15 protein-coding genes are annotated in these 17,021 nt (G+C 32.7%); 13 read left to right on the top strand and 2 right to left on the bottom strand.

Features of this window, described 5'->3' with window-relative positions; translation table 11 throughout:
* Positions 1 to 124 precede the first annotated feature (124 nt).
* The 9 genes from HSACCH_RS08180 (at position 125) to HSACCH_RS08220 (ending at position 9,713) form a co-directional block, all read left to right on the top strand.
* A complete protein-coding gene (locus HSACCH_RS08180; RefSeq protein WP_005489117.1) occupies positions 125 to 1,981 on the top strand; it encodes a YgiQ family radical SAM protein in 1,857 nt (618 codons plus the stop codon).
* Positions 1,982 to 1,995: 14 nt separating this feature from the next.
* Positions 1,996 to 2,814: an ATP-dependent sacrificial sulfur transferase LarE gene (gene larE, locus HSACCH_RS08185; RefSeq protein ID WP_005489118.1), complete on the top strand. Its 819-nt coding sequence runs from the start codon at positions 1,996 to 1,998 to the stop codon at positions 2,812 to 2,814.
* Positions 2,807 to 3,577: a nickel pincer cofactor biosynthesis protein LarB gene (gene larB / locus HSACCH_RS08190; RefSeq protein WP_005489119.1), complete on the top strand. Its 771-nt coding sequence runs from the start codon at positions 2,807 to 2,809 to the stop codon at positions 3,575 to 3,577. The genes larE and larB overlap by 8 nt, the downstream gene beginning before the upstream one ends.
* Position 3,578: 1 nt before the next feature.
* Positions 3,579 to 4,778, top strand: coding sequence for a nickel pincer cofactor biosynthesis protein LarC (gene larC, locus HSACCH_RS08195; protein ID WP_005489120.1), 1,200 nt, complete (start codon positions 3,579 to 3,581; stop codon positions 4,776 to 4,778).
* Positions 4,779 to 4,935: 157 nt separating this feature from the next.
* Complete coding sequence (gene nikR, locus HSACCH_RS08200) at positions 4,936 to 5,346, top strand: nickel-responsive transcriptional regulator NikR (RefSeq protein ID WP_005489121.1); 411 nt, start codon at positions 4,936 to 4,938, stop codon at positions 5,344 to 5,346.
* A gap of 5 nt (positions 5,347 to 5,351) precedes the next feature.
* Positions 5,352 to 6,404, top strand: coding sequence for an ABC transporter substrate-binding protein (locus HSACCH_RS08205; RefSeq protein WP_005489122.1), 1,053 nt, complete (start codon positions 5,352 to 5,354; stop codon positions 6,402 to 6,404).
* Positions 6,405 to 6,435: 31 nt separating this feature from the next.
* The gene (locus HSACCH_RS08210; RefSeq protein ID WP_005489123.1) at positions 6,436 to 7,506 is read left to right on the top strand and encodes a FecCD family ABC transporter permease; all 1,071 of its coding nucleotides are present in this window, start codon (positions 6,436 to 6,438) and stop codon (positions 7,504 to 7,506) included.
* Positions 7,503 to 8,267, top strand: coding sequence for an ABC transporter ATP-binding protein (locus tag HSACCH_RS08215; protein ID WP_005489124.1), 765 nt, complete (start codon positions 7,503 to 7,505; stop codon positions 8,265 to 8,267). Before HSACCH_RS08210 ends, HSACCH_RS08215 begins: the two co-directional genes overlap by 4 nt.
* 33 nt (positions 8,268 to 8,300) lie before the next feature.
* Complete coding sequence (locus HSACCH_RS08220; protein ID WP_005489125.1) at positions 8,301 to 9,713, top strand: sigma 54-interacting transcriptional regulator; 1,413 nt, start codon at positions 8,301 to 8,303, stop codon at positions 9,711 to 9,713.
* Positions 9,714 to 9,778: 65 nt separating this feature from the next.
* Here the strand turns inward: HSACCH_RS08220 and HSACCH_RS08225 are convergent, their stop codons facing one another.
* Together HSACCH_RS08225 and HSACCH_RS08230 are read right to left on the bottom strand one after the other, a co-directional pair.
* Positions 9,779 to 10,537 (bottom strand): tryptophan-rich sensory protein, encoded by a 759-nt coding sequence (locus HSACCH_RS08225; RefSeq protein ID WP_005489126.1) that lies wholly within the window; start codon positions 10,535 to 10,537, stop codon positions 9,779 to 9,781.
* A 20-nt stretch (positions 10,538 to 10,557) separates the two neighbouring features.
* Positions 10,558 to 10,971 carry a hypothetical protein gene (locus tag HSACCH_RS08230; RefSeq protein WP_005489127.1) on the bottom strand — a complete coding sequence of 138 codons (414 nt, stop codon included), beginning with the start codon at positions 10,969 to 10,971 and terminating at the stop codon, positions 10,558 to 10,560.
* A 630-nt stretch (positions 10,972 to 11,601) separates the two neighbouring features.
* Between HSACCH_RS08230 and HSACCH_RS08235 the strand changes: the two genes are divergently transcribed.
* The 4 genes from HSACCH_RS08235 to HSACCH_RS08250 all read left to right on the top strand — a co-directional run bounded on the left by HSACCH_RS08235 (position 11,602) and on the right by HSACCH_RS08250 (position 16,973).
* Positions 11,602 to 12,891: an ABC transporter substrate-binding protein gene (locus HSACCH_RS08235; RefSeq protein ID WP_005489128.1), complete on the top strand. Its 1,290-nt coding sequence runs from the start codon at positions 11,602 to 11,604 to the stop codon at positions 12,889 to 12,891.
* Between the two features lie 137 nt (positions 12,892 to 13,028).
* Positions 13,029 to 14,024, top strand: coding sequence for a LacI family DNA-binding transcriptional regulator (locus HSACCH_RS08240; RefSeq protein ID WP_005489129.1), 996 nt, complete (start codon positions 13,029 to 13,031; stop codon positions 14,022 to 14,024).
* Positions 14,025 to 14,079: 55 nt separating this feature from the next.
* Positions 14,080 to 15,279 (top strand): MFS transporter, encoded by a 1,200-nt coding sequence (locus HSACCH_RS08245; protein ID WP_005489130.1) that lies wholly within the window; start codon positions 14,080 to 14,082, stop codon positions 15,277 to 15,279.
* A gap of 29 nt (positions 15,280 to 15,308) precedes the next feature.
* Complete coding sequence (locus HSACCH_RS08250) at positions 15,309 to 16,973, top strand: alpha-glucosidase (protein WP_005489131.1); 1,665 nt, start codon at positions 15,309 to 15,311, stop codon at positions 16,971 to 16,973.
* Positions 16,974 to 17,021 lie beyond the last annotated feature (48 nt).

Genomic DNA, 17,021 nt, shown 5'->3' on the forward strand with positions numbered 1-17,021 from the left:
TATAATAATGATTAGATTGCTCATATTAAATTTTTTTGAAAAATAATTTTAAATAAATAATAATAAAAGTTATTTAAAATATTTTAAATAACTAGGAATAATAAAGGAGTTATTGATAAATTAAATGGTAAAGCAAAAGCAAGATTTAAAGAATAAAAAAGACAGTGAAAAACTAGAAAACCCGAGAGATCAGTTTATGGTTATTTCAAAAGATGACATGAGAAAAAGGGGCTGGGAAAAGCTAGATTTCATTATTATCAGTGGTGATGCTTATCTGGATCATCCTTCATTTGGCACTGCTATTATTGCCCGTGTATTAGAAGATGCTGGTTTTAAAGTTGGAATTATTGCTCAGCCGGACTGGAAATCTACAGCTGACTTCAAAAAATTAGGAGAACCCAGATATGGATTTTTAGTTACAGCAGGCAATATGGATTCCATGGTTAATCATTTTTCTGTTTCTAAAAATAGACGCAGCTATGATAACTATTCTCCAGGCGGAGAAAGTGGACACCGACCAGATCGAGCCACTATAGTTTACAGCAATCGTCTTCGAGAGGCATATGCTGATATTCCAATTATTATTGGAGGAATTGAGGCCAGTCTGCGCCGTTTTGCTTATTATGATTATTGGGATGATAGTGTAAGAAGATCTATACTTTTTGACAGCAGAGCAGATCTTTTGGTTTATGGTATGGGAGAAAAACAAATTTTAAAGATTGCTGAAAATTTAGAAGCTGGACTGGATATTAAATATATTAATTATTTACCAGGAACAGCCTTTATTGCAGAAGAATTGGAATCTTTATATGATTATCAGCTTTTACCTTCTTACCAGGAAGTAAAAAGTAATAAGAAACAGTATGCCTATGCTTATAAAATAGAGTATCTAGAACAGGATCCAATTAGAGGTCAACAGCTGGTACAGCAGCATGGAAATCGCTATTTAGTTCAGAACCCACCAGTAGAACCTTTAAGTCAGGAGGAATTGGATCATATCTATTCTTTACCATATCAAAGAGATTATCATCCAATGTATGAAAGAGATGGTGGAGTGCCAGCAATTAAAGAGGTTAAATTTAGTCTGGTAAGCAATAGAGGCTGTTTTGGTGCCTGTTCATTTTGTGCTATTTCTTTTCATCAGGGAAAAATGATGACGGCCCGAAGTAAAGAATCTTTAATTGAGGAAGCAAAAAAAATAATTGAAATGGATGATTTTAAAGGATATATCCACGATGTAGGTGGCCCAACTGCCAATTTTCGCCAAGCTTCTTGCTCAGATCAGCTTTCACGTGGGATGTGTAAGGGCAAAGAATGTATGTTTCCTTCTCCCTGTAGTAAATTAGAAGTAAATCACGAAGAATATTTTGATATTTTAAGAGCTCTGAGAAAACTGCCAGGAGTCAAAAAAGTATTTATTCGTTCTGGCATTCGTTTTGATTACCTTTTAGAAGATAAAGCAAGCCGCAAATATTTAAAAGAACTAGCAGCTCATCATGTTAGTGGCCAGCTTAAAGTGGCCCCAGAACATGTTTCAGACAATGTCCTAAGCTATATGGGTAAACCAGGGATAGAAGTTTTTGATAAATTCAGAAAAGCTTTTTATCAAGTTAATGAAGAGATTGGATTAGAGCAGTATTTAATTCCTTATTTTATTTCTAGTCATCCAGGTAGTCGCTTGGAAGATGCTGTTGAGCTTGCAGAATATTTAAGAGATATTAATCATCATCCTGATCAGGTGCAGGATTTTTATCCAACCCCGGGAACAATGGCTACAGCAATGTATTATAGTGGTTTTGATCCGAGAACAATGGAAGAAGTTTATGTAGCAAAATCTGCAGAAGCTAAGAAAATGCAGCGAGCACTGCTGCAGTATCATAAAAAAGAAAATCATCAATTAGTTCGTAAAGCTCTAAAAATGGCTGGTCGTAAAGATTTGATCGGTTATGATAAAAAATCACTTGTACAGCCTACTCATTAATAGGAGGGTTGTTAATGTCAATTAGTACAACAAAAGATAAGTATAAATTATTATTAGATAATTTAAAAGAACTTGAACCTTTTGTTATTGCTTTTTCAGGAGGGGTTGACAGCACATTTTTAACAGCAGCAGCTAAAGAAGCAGGAGTAGAATTTGAAGCTGTTACAGTTAATACTCCTTTTGTACCAGAAAGAGAAATAAGAGAAGTAAAAAAACTTGTGCAGGAATTAGAAATTGAGCATCAACAGCTTGAAATTGAGCTTAATCAGCTGGAAAAAGCTTTAGAAAACGATGCTGAACGCTGTTACCACTGTAAAAAAGTTATTTTTAACCAGATTATGGATTATGCTGCTGGTAAAAAAGTGGTCGAAGGGTCCAACCTTGATGATACTGGAGACTATAGGCCAGGACGCAGGGCTTTAAAAGAATTGGGAATTAAAAGCCCTCTGCTTACAGCTCAATTAACAAAAAAAGAAATTAGAATGCTTTCTAAAGATTTAGGATTAATAACCTGGAATAAGCCAAGTCTTTCCTGCCTGGCTACCAGAGTTTCTTATGGCAATAAAATAACAGCAGATCGATTGGAGAAAATTGAGATTGCTGAAGAACTTCTGCGCCGCAATGGTTTCCACCAGTTTAGGGTTAGAGATCATAATAATCTTGCCCGGATAGAATTATCAGAAGCTGATCGAGATAAGATTTTAGATTTAAATTTAATGGATAAATTGTCTGACAAATTACAGAAATTAGGTTTTCAATATGTTACTTTAGATTTGTCAGCTTATGAAAGTGGAAGTATGAATAAAGAAATTTTGGAGGGGAAAGATGAATAAAGAAGATATTACAGCAATTTTAGAAAAAGTCAAAAATGGCGAACTTGAAGTAGATGCTGCTGCATCTTCTTTAAAAGATCTTCCTTTTAAAGATCTTGGTTTTGCAAAGGTAGATAATCACCGCAGTTTACGTAATGGTTTTCCAGAGGTTATTTACTGTGAAGGGAAATCTTTGGCTGAAATTGAAGCTATAGTTAAAGAAATGTTAAAGCATGAAAATAATATTTTAGCAAGTAGGGCTGAAAAGGAAGTTTATCAGCAGATTAAAAAAATTGCTCCAGAGGCGGTTTATTATGAGCGGCCTAAAATGATTTTTATAGAAAAAAGGAAGCTCAAAAAGACTAAGAGTAAAATTTTAGTTGTCAGTGGTGGCACCTCTGATATGCCGGTAGCTGAAGAGGCTGTTATTACTGCTGAAGCTTTAGGTAATTCAGTTGAGCGGCTTTATGATGTTGGTGTAGCTGGTATTCATCGTCTGCTGGGGAATTTAGACAAATTAGATGATGCTGAAGTTATTATTACAGTAGCAGGGATGGAGGGTGCTCTGGCTAGTGTAATTGGTGGGTTGGTAGATAAGCCTGTAATTGCAGTCCCTACCAGTGTTGGTTATGGAGCTAATTTTGGTGGTTTGTCAGCTTTGTTGACAATGCTCAATAGTTGTGCCAGTGGAATTGGTGTAGTCAACATTGATAACGGTTTTGGAGCGGCATATTTAGCCAGCACAATTAACTTACAGATAGAAAAGGCAAGAGAGGAAGGCTAAAATGGAAAATATATTATATTTTGATATAAATTCTGGGATTAGTGGCGATATGACAATTGCGTCTTTACTTGATCTCGGAGTAGACCAGGACAAATTTTTAGAAGAATTAAAAAAGTTAAAGCTTAACGGTTACCAACTTGAAATTTCAAAAGTAAAGAAAAATGGAATAACAGCGACAGATTTTAAAGTTATTTTGGAAGATGACAGTCACCCGGACTATAAACACAGCCACAGCAGTGACCATCTTCACCGTAATTTTAATGATATTAAAGATTTAATTAATCAAAGTGGTCTGGGTCAAAAAGTAAAAGATTTGAGCATTAAAATTTTTGAGAAAGTGGCTGAGGCTGAGGCTAAGGTCCACAATAAAGATATTAATCAAGTCCATTTTCATGAGGTGGGGGCAGTTGATTCTATAATTGATATTGTGGGAGCTGCTATCTTAATTGAGATGCTAAGTCCTGATCATATTTATGCCTCAGCAGTATCTTTAGGAACAGGTTTTGTAGAAGCTGCTCATGGCAGAATTCCAGTTCCAGCTCCAGCAACAATTGAAATTTTAAAAAATATACCAGTGTATTCAACTGGAGTCAGAGGAGAATTAGTTACTCCAACTGGAGCAGCAATAATTACAACTTTGGCAGAAAAATTTATTGAGCTGCCTGAGCTTGAAATAGAAAAGATTGCTTATGGCGCTGGTAAAAAAGATTTTGAGATTACAAACCTGCTGAGAGTTTATCAGGCTAAAAAAAAAAATAAAAAAAGTTTGGTAATTTTAGAAACAAATATTGATGATATGAGTGGAGAAATTTATTCTTATCTTTTTCCAAAATTGCTGAAATCAGGTGCAAAAGATGTTTATTTAACTAATATTATGATGAAAAAAAATAGACCTGGGCAAAAACTAAGTGTACTGACAGCTGAGAAGAAGAGAAAAGAGCTCGAGGAAATTATTTATAGGGAAACTACAACTTTGGGCATTCGACGTCGAGAAGTTGAGAGAAGTTGTCTGCAGCGAAAGCACATAGATCTGGATTCAAAATTTGGGAAAGTAACAATTAAAGCTGCTTATTATGAAGGGGAACTAATTAAATATTCTCCAGAATATGAGGAATGCAGAGTGATTGCAGAAAAAGAAGGACTTAGCTTGAAATATGTTTTTGATCTCTTAAAAAAAGAGGCTGCAGAAAAAATATTTTAATATTTTATTGGAGTGGAACGGTTCACTTAAAGTGTCAGCTATCTGGATTAAGTTCAGTGCTGGCATTTTTTTATTATTTAAGGCAGGAGTTAACTATATAATCTTGAAATTAAATAGTAACACGATTTTTTTATAAATGTTACGAGAGGGGATTATAATGGCAGAGTTAAAGCGTTTTGGAGTATCTATAGAAGAAAATTTATTAAAAAAGTTTGATAAGTCAAATGAAAATATTTATGATAATCGTTCAGAAGCAATCAGAGATTTGATTAGAAATAAGATAATTGAGGAAGAAAAACTAAAGGAAAAAGAAAATGTTGTAGGTACAATCACCTTGATTTATGATCATCATAAACTTGGTTTAAGTGACAAAATGAATCAAATCCAGCATGATTATCACTGTTTATTCAAAAGCAATCTGCATCTTCATTTAAATAGAGATTTTTGTTTAGAAGTTATAGTAGTCGAAGGTCTGCAGAGTAAATTAAAAAAAGTGAGTTCTAAGTTAATTGCTTTAAAAGGGGTTAAACATGGTAAATTAACGGTTACTAAAATAGGAGGCCTATAAATTCAATGAAAAACTCAAGACAAAATTACTTTAAAATTGTAATATTATTGTTGATGATTTTATTTTTTTCCAGTACCATAAATGCAGTAGAAATCAATGATTTAGCCGGTAGGAAAATAGAAATTCCAGAAAAAATAGATAAAATTGCTGCAGTCGGTCCAGGAGCTTTGAGATTGATAGTATATTTGGAAGCAGAAGAAAAAGTGGTTGGAATTGAGGAATTTGAAAAAAGAAATCAGAAAAGGCCATATATTTTAGCCCAAAAAGAACTCTTGAAACTGCCGGTCATCGGACCTCAATTTGGTGGGGATGCTGAATTAATAGCTGCCCAAGCTCCTGATTTAATAATTGCTTCTTATTTAAGCAAAGCTCAAATGAATACACTACAGAAAAAAACTGCTACTCCTGTAGTTTCAATAAATAATGGTTCTCCGGGTTCAATGACTGAAAAAGAATTTAAAAAAGCTCTGACTTGTATAGCAGAAATATTGAAGAAAGAAGAGCGAGCAGAAGAATTAATAAATTTTTTTAATCAGAATAAATTAGAATTAAAATCTAGAACTGCAGCTGCAGAAGTTTCAATGACTGTTTATATAGGAGGTATAGGTAACAAAGGAGCCCAGGGAATTACTTCAACTGAATCTAATTATCCACCATTTACATATCTAGATTTAAAAAATATAATTGAGGAAGAAAATAAAAGTAATTTTACTATTAGTAAAGAGCAATTTCTTTTAGAAAACCCAGATCTTATTTTTATTGATCAAGGTGGAATTGAACTGGTAAAAAATGATTTAAAAAGAGAAGAATTTAAATATCTTAAATCATATCAAAATAATAATATTTATCAACTTTTACCATACAACCATTACACAACTAATTTTGCTACCATGTTAGCGGATGCTTATTATATTGCAAAAATAATGTATCCAGATGAATTTATGAATTTAAAGGTAGAAGAGAAAGCTGATCAAATTTATAAAAAATTTGTTGGTGAAGCTGTTTATACTGAAATGGCAGAAATCTTTGGTGGTTTTAAAAAGATGAATTTAAAGTGATTTTAAATAATGAGATAATAGAGGTAAGTTTATGAATACTAATAATTTAAGTACAGAAAAAGAAATATTAACAGAAGAAAAAAAGAAATCCAGCAGAATAATATTTCTCAGTTTAGGATTGTTATCATTAATTATTCTGGCGGCAGTATATTCTTTATTTGTAGGTGCAGCTGAGTTAGATATTAATGATTTAATTAAAGTTATTTTCCAGTCTGAAAGAGGTATGGTTTATAATATTATCTGGAATATTCGGCTGCCTGCTATTTTAACTGCACTGATATCGGGAATGGGATTGGCTCTAGCAGGTGCTGTTATGCAGAGTATTTTAAAAAATCCACTCGCCTCTCCTTTCACCCTTGGTATTTCTCATGCTGCAGCTTTTGGAGCCGCCTTTGCCATTGTAATTTTTGATATCAGTAGGATACCAGTACTATCATTTTTAGATGGATTATATTTGCCAGCAATTTCAGCCTTTATTTTTTCGCAGCTGGCAGTTTTTACTGTTTTAATGATCAGTGTTAAAAAAAAGGCAAGTAGAGAAAGCATTGTCTTAGCGGGTATTGCTCTTTCTTCTTTGTTTACAGCTGGAACAACTGCTTTAGAATTTTTTGCTGATGATTTAGAATTGGCTTCAGTGATTTATTGGACTTTCGGTGATCCGGGTCGAACAAATTGGAATCAATTTCTTATAATTTTATTTACACTTTTAATAACTTTAATTTATTTTATATATCATGGATGGAGCTATGGCATTTTGAATACAGGTGATGAGCTGGCAGCAAGTTTGGGAGTTGATTCTAAAAAATTAAGATTATTTGCGATGACAGCTGCTTCTATTTTAACATCAGTTATTATTTCTTTTGTTGGGGTGATTGGTTTCATTGGCTTGGTTACTCCACATATTATTAAGAAAATTGCAGCTGGTAACCAGCGTTATCTTTTTCTTAATTCCGCTTTAGCAGGAGGCTTAATTTTAATCATTGCTGATAATTTAGCTCGGACAGCCTTTAGACCAGTAGTTTTACCAGTTGGTGTTTTAACGGCTTTTATTGGAGCACCATTATTTATTTATTTGATTGTTAAAGGGAGGCAGATCTGGTGATTTTAAAAATAAATTCTCTAAATTTTGCTTATAAAAAGGAAAAAGTGTTAAAAAATATTAGTTTAGAGGCTCAAAGAGGGGAATTAATTACTCTGATTGGTCCTAATGGTTCTGGTAAAAGTACACTTTTAAAATGTATTAATAATTATTTAAAGGCTGATCAGGGGAGTATAGAGCTGATTGGAAAAGATCTAGAAGCTTTTAGTATGAAAGAATTAGCTAAAATAATAGCTTATGTTCCACAAGCTGCAGAAAATATTTTTAATTGTAATGTTTTTGAAACAGTGCTTATGGGCAGAAAAGCCCACAGCAGTTGGAAGGCAAATCATCAAGATAAAGAAATAGCAGCCAAAGTGATTTCTAAGATGGGACTAGAAAAAATTGCATTTAAACAAATAAATAATTTAAGTGGAGGACAGAGGCAGAAAATTTTTATTGCAAGAGCGGCTGCTCAAGCAGCAGAACTTCTACTTTTAGATGAGCCAACAAACAATCTAGATTTGAGACATCAATTAGAAATTTTTAATTTAATTAAAAAAGAAGTTGCAAATGGTAAAACTGCAATAGTTACGATGCATGATCTTTCATTGGCCAGTCGTTTCAGTGATCGAATTATTATGCTTAAAGAAGGTTATATTTTTTCTGATGGCAGCGCAGCTTCTTTATCAGCTGCTAAAATTAATTCGGTTTATGGAGTCGAGGTCAGCTTAAAGGATCATAAAGGAAAGAAAATCATAATTCCAGAAAAAATTTGTGTATAAATTTAATTTATTTCATACAGGAGGAATAAATAAATGAAGTGGCTTGATTTAAATAATCCAACAAGCTTAATCTTAGACCAAATAATTCAAAAAATAAATGAAGGTGTAAATGTAGTTGATAAGGACGGAAATATAATTTATGTTAATAAAAATTCTGCAGATTATGCAGAAGAGACAATAGAAAATATGTTGGGAGAACATATTGCAGAATTTTATCCAAACGCAGCTGTACTAAAAGTTTTGAACTCTAAAAAAGAATATACTAATATTCACGTGCAAAATCCGGATGGAAGACATTTTATAGTTAGTGCCTATCCTTTAATGATTGATGGCCAAGTTAAGGGAGGTTTGTCAATATTTAGAGATATCACAGAACTAAAGATGATGAATAGTAAAATTTCAAATCTGCAGGAAAAATTAATTAATACATCTTCTTCCAATATATTCAATGATTTTATAGGCAGCCAGGGTAGTTTAAAAGAAATTGTAAATAAAGCCTGTAAGGCAATGGGTTCACCCGGAGGGCCAAGACATTCTATTATTTCTGGTGAAACAGGTACTGGTAAAACTTTATTGGCTAAGTTAATGTATCGCTTCGCTAAAAATATTGGAGTTTTAAAAGAGGATGCTCCTTTTATTCATATCAACTGTGCCCAGTTTACTAACCCCGATATTGCAGCATCTGAAATATTTGGTTCAAAAAAAGGTAGTTTTACTGGAGCATCTAATAAAAATGGGTTAATAGAACAGGCCAATAAAGGTATATTGTTTCTTGATGAAGCTCATGCTTTAAAAAGCTATCAGAATTTACTTTTAAAAGTTATTGAAGAACAAACTGTTCGTAGGATTGGTGGAGTCAAAGAAATACCAGTTGATGTTATAATCATAGCTGCTTCTACAAAAAATCTAGAAAAAAATCTTTTACCAGAACTTTATCAGCGATTAGCTCAATATGAGCTTGTTCTACCGCCTTTTGATCAGCGTTCATATAGTGAAAAAGAAAAGATGTTCCTGCATTTTAAAGAAGAATACAAAAGATCTGCACTTGAGAAATATGATTTTGATTTAGAAATTATGTTTGAGCCAGAGGCAAGAGAAAGGCTGCTCAATGCATCTTATAAAAGGAATGTTAGACATTTTAAAAGCGTTATTAATTACTCTATTGATAGTGCTACACCTTTAATTAATAGTCTTAATAATAAAAAATTAATGATTGTAGTTAAAAATGAGCATATTCCTGATAAAATACTTGATGATGATCAAAAAAATGGTTTTCAGGAAGAAATTAAAGGTGATATTTCTAATTCGGAAAATGTTGAAGAATTAATAAGATTTTTTAGAAAAAAAGGTTTTGGAGCTAGAAGAATAGCAAATCGGCTTCAGGAAAAAGGTATTGATCTGAAATATTATCAAGTGACATATAGGCTGCAAAAAATGGATTTATAATACCGTTGTTTTTGATATATTATGTTTTTTTAAATTAGCTCTTTAAATCAGTGGGTAAGATAAATTTAAAATATAACGGTTAAAGCTTTGATTATTTTTAAAACAATAATTAAAATTGAAATTCCAGCAGTAATTATAATAGCCATAACTGGACTTTGATAACTTAGCTGGGCTCCAATTATTCCAATATAGGCCCAGATTACTACTAGAGCAAAGGAAACACTGAGATAGTTATCTAAGATTTTGACTGTGATTGTTAAAGCTAACAAAACACCTATAATTGCTGCTATATTAAGAAAATTAGCCGGCCAATTTTGGTTGAAGTAGACTAATAGTGCCATAAAATTAGCAATAGAAGCTACTGTAACCCAGGCAGTATAAATGCTAAATGGAAGTTTTAGTGCTAAATATTCACTTATAGAATAATTTTTATATTGCTGTAGTCTTTTAAATATTTGAAATAATGAAAGTGGTAAAATTAGAATAACAAGCATTGATAAAGGAATCAGCTGATTATGCCAGAGAAATAACCAGGACATATTTGCAATTGAAGCAATGATAAAATAAGGGCCAGTACTAAAATGCTTATTTATTTTTCCGCTGCCAAAAAAGCGATAAATAATAAAAATAATTAGCAAAAGGTAGATTACTCCCCAGATTGAAAATGTAAAGCCAGCTGGTGTAAATGGGTTATTGTAAAGAGCAGATACTTCACCACTTGAAAGACCATTGATAGGAAGATAATTCGCTAAAAAGTTAACAAAAATCGTAAGGATTAGTAATATTAGATTAAAAATTTTAAAATCAAATTTATTCCTTTGCATTATTTCACCCCTTAAAATTTTTACTTAGAATCAAATTTATTATACAAAACAGCAGCAGAAAAAGCTGTTAATGGAATAGTAATTATCAAACCAATAGTACCTGCATAGGCTAGAATTAATGTGTTAAACATTGCAACATTTAGAATAATTCTATCTCCTACATCTAGTAGATGTTCTCCATAAATACTGTTGCGCATGATATTGTTTTCTATTTCCATTATTTCTCCAAAATGTTGATCAGAAATGATTTCAACTGTTAACTGTTGTCTGTATTTAATTCTTCTTTCCTCAAATTTTTCAGTGTTTTCTTTCAATATTTTTGCTTTTGAAGTTCTCTCTTCAAAATTTATATCTTCTGTTTGAGCAAAAACACTTGTAGAAAAAACTATAAATAAAAAGCTAAACAAAAGTAAATGTGTTAATATTTTTTTCATCTTGAAACCTCACTTTTATAAGATTTAAAAATTATAGTTAATAGTTTTATAATTCTTTTTAAATTTTATAAATCCTGCAAAGAACTTGCTATGTTAGCACATTATTGTGTTAAAGAGCAAAAGAAATAATATTTAAAATATTCAAAATTTCCCTTGTCAAAGCACTCTATAAGTAGTATAATTTAATTGAGCCGACAGAAAGTGAGTAGCGGAGTTTACTATTAGGTCGGTGGACTTATTTTGGAACAAAGTAGATGTGCAGCGAGTATGTTCCCCAAAATTATTAAAAGGGGGCATTACTAATGAAGAACATTTTTAAGCACAAGCGCGCTCACAAGGACCATGAGGATCAGATTAAGTATAATTCTAAATCTGATGTCGAAGGACATGTAAAATTGAAAGATAGCGCCTTGATGGATTATTACATGATGGGTGGCTATTAAATCAAAGAGAAAGAATTAAGACCCCGAAGCTTCATGCTTCGGGTTTTTGTTTTATAAAATATGGATAATTGAGATAATTGTTTGACAATTAAAAAAATGATTGCTATAATTATTATGGAAGCGATTCCATTTTATTTTTATATTCTATGGAAGCGATTCCAAAAAAAATTAGAGGGGGATTATTTTTATGAAGAGTTTACGGTTGAGTTTATCTATTTTGTTAGTCTTTTTATTGCTTGTTGGGTTTAGTGGATCTGTTTTTGCTCAAGCAGATAGCGAAAAAACAGAAATAACAATTGCAGGAGGAAGTGTGGGAATTGAACTTGAACTTACAAAAAAAGCAGCGAGAATGTTTGAAGAAGAAAATCCTAATGTGAAAGTTGATGTTTACACAACACCAGATTTATCCGATGACAGAAAAGGTTTATATCTTCAATACTTAGAAACTAAAGACCCTTCCATTGATGTTTTTCAGGTTGATGTAATTTGGCCTGGTGAATTAGGAGAACATTTTTTAGATTTAAATGACTATGGTGCTCAGGAAGTAGTAGACAAGCATTTTGATTCTATAGTGAAAAATAATACTGTTAATGGTAGGCTAGTAGCAATGCCCTGGTTTACTGATGCAGGATTATTATATTATAGAACTGATTTATTAGATAAATATGGATATTCTGAGCCGCCAGCTACCTGGACAGAACTAGAAGAAATGGCTAAAACTATTCAAGCAGGTGAACGAGAAGAAAATCCTGACTTTTGGGGTTATGTCTGGCAGGGTAATGCATATGAAGGTTTAACCTGTAATGCTTTAGAGTGGATTCACTCAAATGGTGGTGGAAGTATTATTAATAAGGAGAGAGAAGTAACTATTAATAATGATAATGCTCTTGAGATGATTGAAATGGCAGGTGATTGGGTAAATGAAATTTCTCCTCCAGGAGTTACAGGCCTAGTTGAAGAAAGTTCTAGAAAAATGTTTGAAGCTGGTAATGCAGCTTTTATGAGGAATTGGCCCTATGTTTATGCTCTGGCATCTGAAGAAGATAAAGCAACAGCAGGTAAATTTGATGTTGCTCCTTTACCCGCTGGCGAAAATGGAAGTAGTTCTGCAGTGCTAGGTGGCTGGAATTTAGCAGTTAATAAGTATAGTGAGCATCCTGAATTGGCAGCAAAATTAGCAATATTTATGACAAGTGAAAAAGTCCAAAAAATGAGAGCAGTAGAAGGATCATTTAACCCAACTATTGCTGATTTATATGAAGATCAAGACGTTTTAGAAGCCAATCCATTTTTTGGGGATCTTTATCAAGTTTTTATCAACACAGTTCCCAGACCATCAGCAGCAGCTGGAAAAGAATATAGTGCAGTCTCAGAAAGGTTTTTCCAGGCAGTTCATTCTGTTTTAACTGGAGAATCGAGGGCCGAAGACGCGATAGCATATTTAGAATTAGAAATTGAAGATATTTTGGAAAAATAAGTTTTGAATATAAGCTATTAGTAGACAGGATGTAGTACAACATCCTGTCCTATTCTATTAAACTGTCTTTGTATTTTTTAATTATACACGATATAATATGGATAAATGTTAAAATAATGAAAGGACAGTAGATCTAAATGTCTAAAAACAAAGTTAATATTTATGATGTTGCAGAAAAAGCTGGGGTTGGAATCGGAACTGTATCAAGAGTTTTAAATAATAGCGATAAGGTAAAAGATGATACTAGAAAAAAAGTTTTGGAAGTAATGAAGGAGCTTAATTACCGGCCTAATAAACTTGCGCAAAATTTGGCTCGACAGAAAGCAAATGCAGTTGCTGTTATAGTTCCGAGTTTTATTGATCATTTTTTTGTTGAAGTTTTAAAAGGCATACAGGACGCTTTAGAAGAGGAAAATATTGATTTAATTTTGCATAAAATTGATTTAAATGAAAATAGAATGAAAAAAATTATGGATATAGTACACAGCAGAAAGGTTGATGGGATTGCTGCTTTAACAATGGATATTTCAGATACAGAAGATCAAGAATTAAAAGACTCTGGAATACCGGTAGTGCTTGCTGATGAATTTTCTGCTGATTTTCATTCAATATATTTTGATGACTTAAAAGGTGCAGAGATGGCAGTTGACTATTTAGCTGCATTAGATCACAGTCGGATTGCATTTGTTAACGGAGATATTAATAGTTTACATGGGCAAAAGCGTTTAGAAGGTGTAAAGAAATCTTTTAAGAAAAATAATATTATAATTGATCAAAAATTAATTAAAGATGGGGATTTTTATGTTGAAGATGGCTACCAATCAATGCAGGAAATTTTTGAACTGCCGCAAGCAAAATGGCCTACAGCAGTCTTTGCTGCCTCCGATAATCAGGCAATAGGAGTTCTGCAGGCGGTGGAAGAAAAAGGATTGAAAGTACCGGCTGATATAGCAGTAATTGGTTATGATAATATTGAACTTGCTAAATATCTAAAATTAACTACCATCTGGCAGCCAATGTATCAGCTTGGTTATTTAACAATTGAAGTTTTATTAAAAGCTATTAATGGTGAGTTAAAAGATATTTATCATAAAGAACTAGAGTTAAAACTGGTAAAAAGAGAAACAGCCTAGTTTTAGTTTTTTTATATAGATTTACAAAATATTCGGCTGAGAAAAAGGTGTTATTATGAATAAAGGAAATAAAAAATACTTATTAATTATCTTAATCTATATAGCTTTTATTTCTTTGGGGCTGCCTGATGGTTTATTGGGAGTTGCCTGGCCAGAAATGAGAAGTAGTTTTAAACTGCCACTTGATGCACTTGGGATTATTTTGATTGGCTCAACTACAGGTTATTTAATTTCCAGTTTTTTGAATGGTTTTTTTATGAAAAAAGTTGGAGTTGCAGTATTGTTGTCTCTTAGCTGTTTAGCAACTGGATTGGCTTTAATCGGTTATACATTGACTCCTTTCTGGTGGCTTTTACCCATTTTGGCTGTGTTTGCTGGTTTAGGAGCAGGAGCAATTGATGCAGCTTTAAATACATATGTAGAAAAGAACTTTAACGAAGGTTTAATGCAGTGGTTACATGCCAGTTTTGGGGTAGGGATTACGATTGGGCCAATTATTATGGCAAATGCAATTAAGTATTCTGATAGCTGGAGAATGGGTTATATAATTGTTGGAATAGCCCAAATTATTTTAGCGTCAATTTTTGCAATGACTCTTTTTCTTTGGCAGGATCCTAAAGATAAAAAAACTACTGTTGAAAATAAAAAGCAACAAAAAGATATTAAATTATTTCAGACAATAAAGTATTTACCAGCATTATTGAGTATTTTATTATTTTTTATCTATACAGGAATAGAGATGTCAATTGGACACTGGACTTACACGTTATTGACAGAATCTAGAGGTGTTAGCACAGCTCTGGCCGGTTTTTGGGTCAGTGCTTACTGGGGCTCATTTACAGTTGGTAGAATTTTGGCTGGTTTTTTAGCTTACAAATTTTTGAGCCGAAAAATTGCTAAATATGCAGCAGCTTTAGGACTTTTTGGAAGCGTTTTAATTACAGTCAACTTATCCCAGCCCTTATCACTGTTGGGGATTGCAATAACAGGGCTTGCAATTGCACCAATTTTTCCGGCCTTAATTTCAAGTACTTCCTATCGAGTCGGGGAAAAACATACAACAAACACTATTGGAATGCAGATTTCTGCTGCGGGTCTGGGTGGGGCTTTAATACCTGGTTTGGCAGGGATTTTGGCAAAAAATATTTCTCTAGAAATAATACCAATTTTTATAGCGATTTTATTTATTTTATTTTTGACTATTAATAATTTGATTAAAAAAGTAACAGACCAGGCTGCAGAAAAAGCAGCTTAAATCTAATTAATTATACTGGAGGCTTTAATATGAATAAAAAATGGTGGAAAGAAGCTGTGGTTTATCAGATTTATCCCCGCAGTTTTAAAGACAGTAATAATGATGGAATTGGTGATTTAAGAGGAGTTATTGAAAAAATTGACTATCTTGATAAACTAGGTGTTGATGCAGTCTGGTTAAATCCTGTTTATAAGTCACCAAATGATGATAATGGTTATGATATTAGTGATTACAGAGATATTATGGATGAATTTGGAACAATGGAAGATTTAGAAGAGCTAATGGAGCTTCTGCACCAAAAAGACATGAAATTGATTATGGATTTGGTTTTGAATCATAGTTCAGATGAGCATCAATGGTTTAAAGAGTCTAAAAAAAGCAAAGATAATCCTTACCGCGATTATTATATCTGGAAAGATGGTAAAAATGGTGGCCCACCAAATAATTGGAAGTCATTTTTCGGTGGCTCTGCCTGGAAGTATGATGAGCAGACGGAACAATACTATCTTCACTTATTTTCACCAAAACAGCCGGACTTAAACTGGGAAAATCCTGAGCTGCGCCAGGAAATTTATGATATTATCAATTGGTGGTTAAAAAAGGGTATAGATGGCTTTAGATTGGATGTAATCAATTTAATTTCAAAAGATCAGGATTTTCCGGATGGCTCTGAAGATGGGCTAGCAGGACATGAATATTTTGCTAATGGTCCTCGGGTTCATGAATTTATTCAGGAAATGGCTGAAAATACTTATAATAATTATGATTCTATGACTGTTGGAGAAACTCCTTTTGTTGATAAAGATGAGGCTTTGAAATTTGTGAAAGAGGATAGAAGAGAATTTTCAATGGTTATTCCTTTTGAGCATCTTGAATTTGATCGTAAAGAAGGATGGAGTAAGATTACAAATTGGGAGCTAAAAGAACTTAAAGATTTAATGAGCCAGTGGCAGTATAAATTACAGCAGAATAATGGCTGGACCAGTCTCTATTTTTGTAACCATGATCAACCAAGAATTGTCTCTCGCTATGGAGATGATGGCAAGTATCGTAAAGAATCAGCAAAAATGCTGGGAACAATGCTCCATACTTTAAGAGGTACTCCCTTTATTTATCAGGGTGAGGAAATTGGAATGACCAATATTAGTTTTGATTCTTTGACTGCTTTTGATGATATTGAAACTAGAGGTTATATTAAAGCAGTTCAGGAAAAAGGAGAAATGAGTGAAGAAGAGATCTTAGAGATTGCAAATTATAGAACTCGGGATAATGCTCGCACACCTATGCACTGGAATGAAAGTAAATATGCTGGATTTTCTGAGGTTGAGCCCTGGTTAAGAATGAATAATAATTATCCAGAAATCAATGTTGAAAAAGATCTAACTGCAAATGATTCAGTTTTCAAATATTATCAAAAGCTGATTTCTTTGCGCAAAAAATATCCAGTATTTGCTTATGGTAAATATAATATTCTAATGGAAGAAGATAAAAATATATATGCTTACCAGCGTTTGGGAGAAGAAAATAATTTGCTGGTATTATTAAATTTTTCTAAAGAAAAAGTTAACTATAAATTAGATTCTGAAATAAAATTTGAGCAGGCTAAATTAATATTAAATAACTACCAGGAAGGCATTAAATCTGAACTTCAAGGATCTCTGAGACCTTATGAGGCTAGAGTTTATATTTACTAAACTAAAATTGATTAAAAACAAAATTTTTAACTGCTTGACAAAACTAAT

It is taken from the genome of Halanaerobium saccharolyticum subsp. saccharolyticum DSM 6643 (genome assembly GCF_000350165.1).
GTDB lineage: Bacteria > Bacillota > Halanaerobiia > Halanaerobiales > Halanaerobiaceae > Halanaerobium > Halanaerobium saccharolyticum.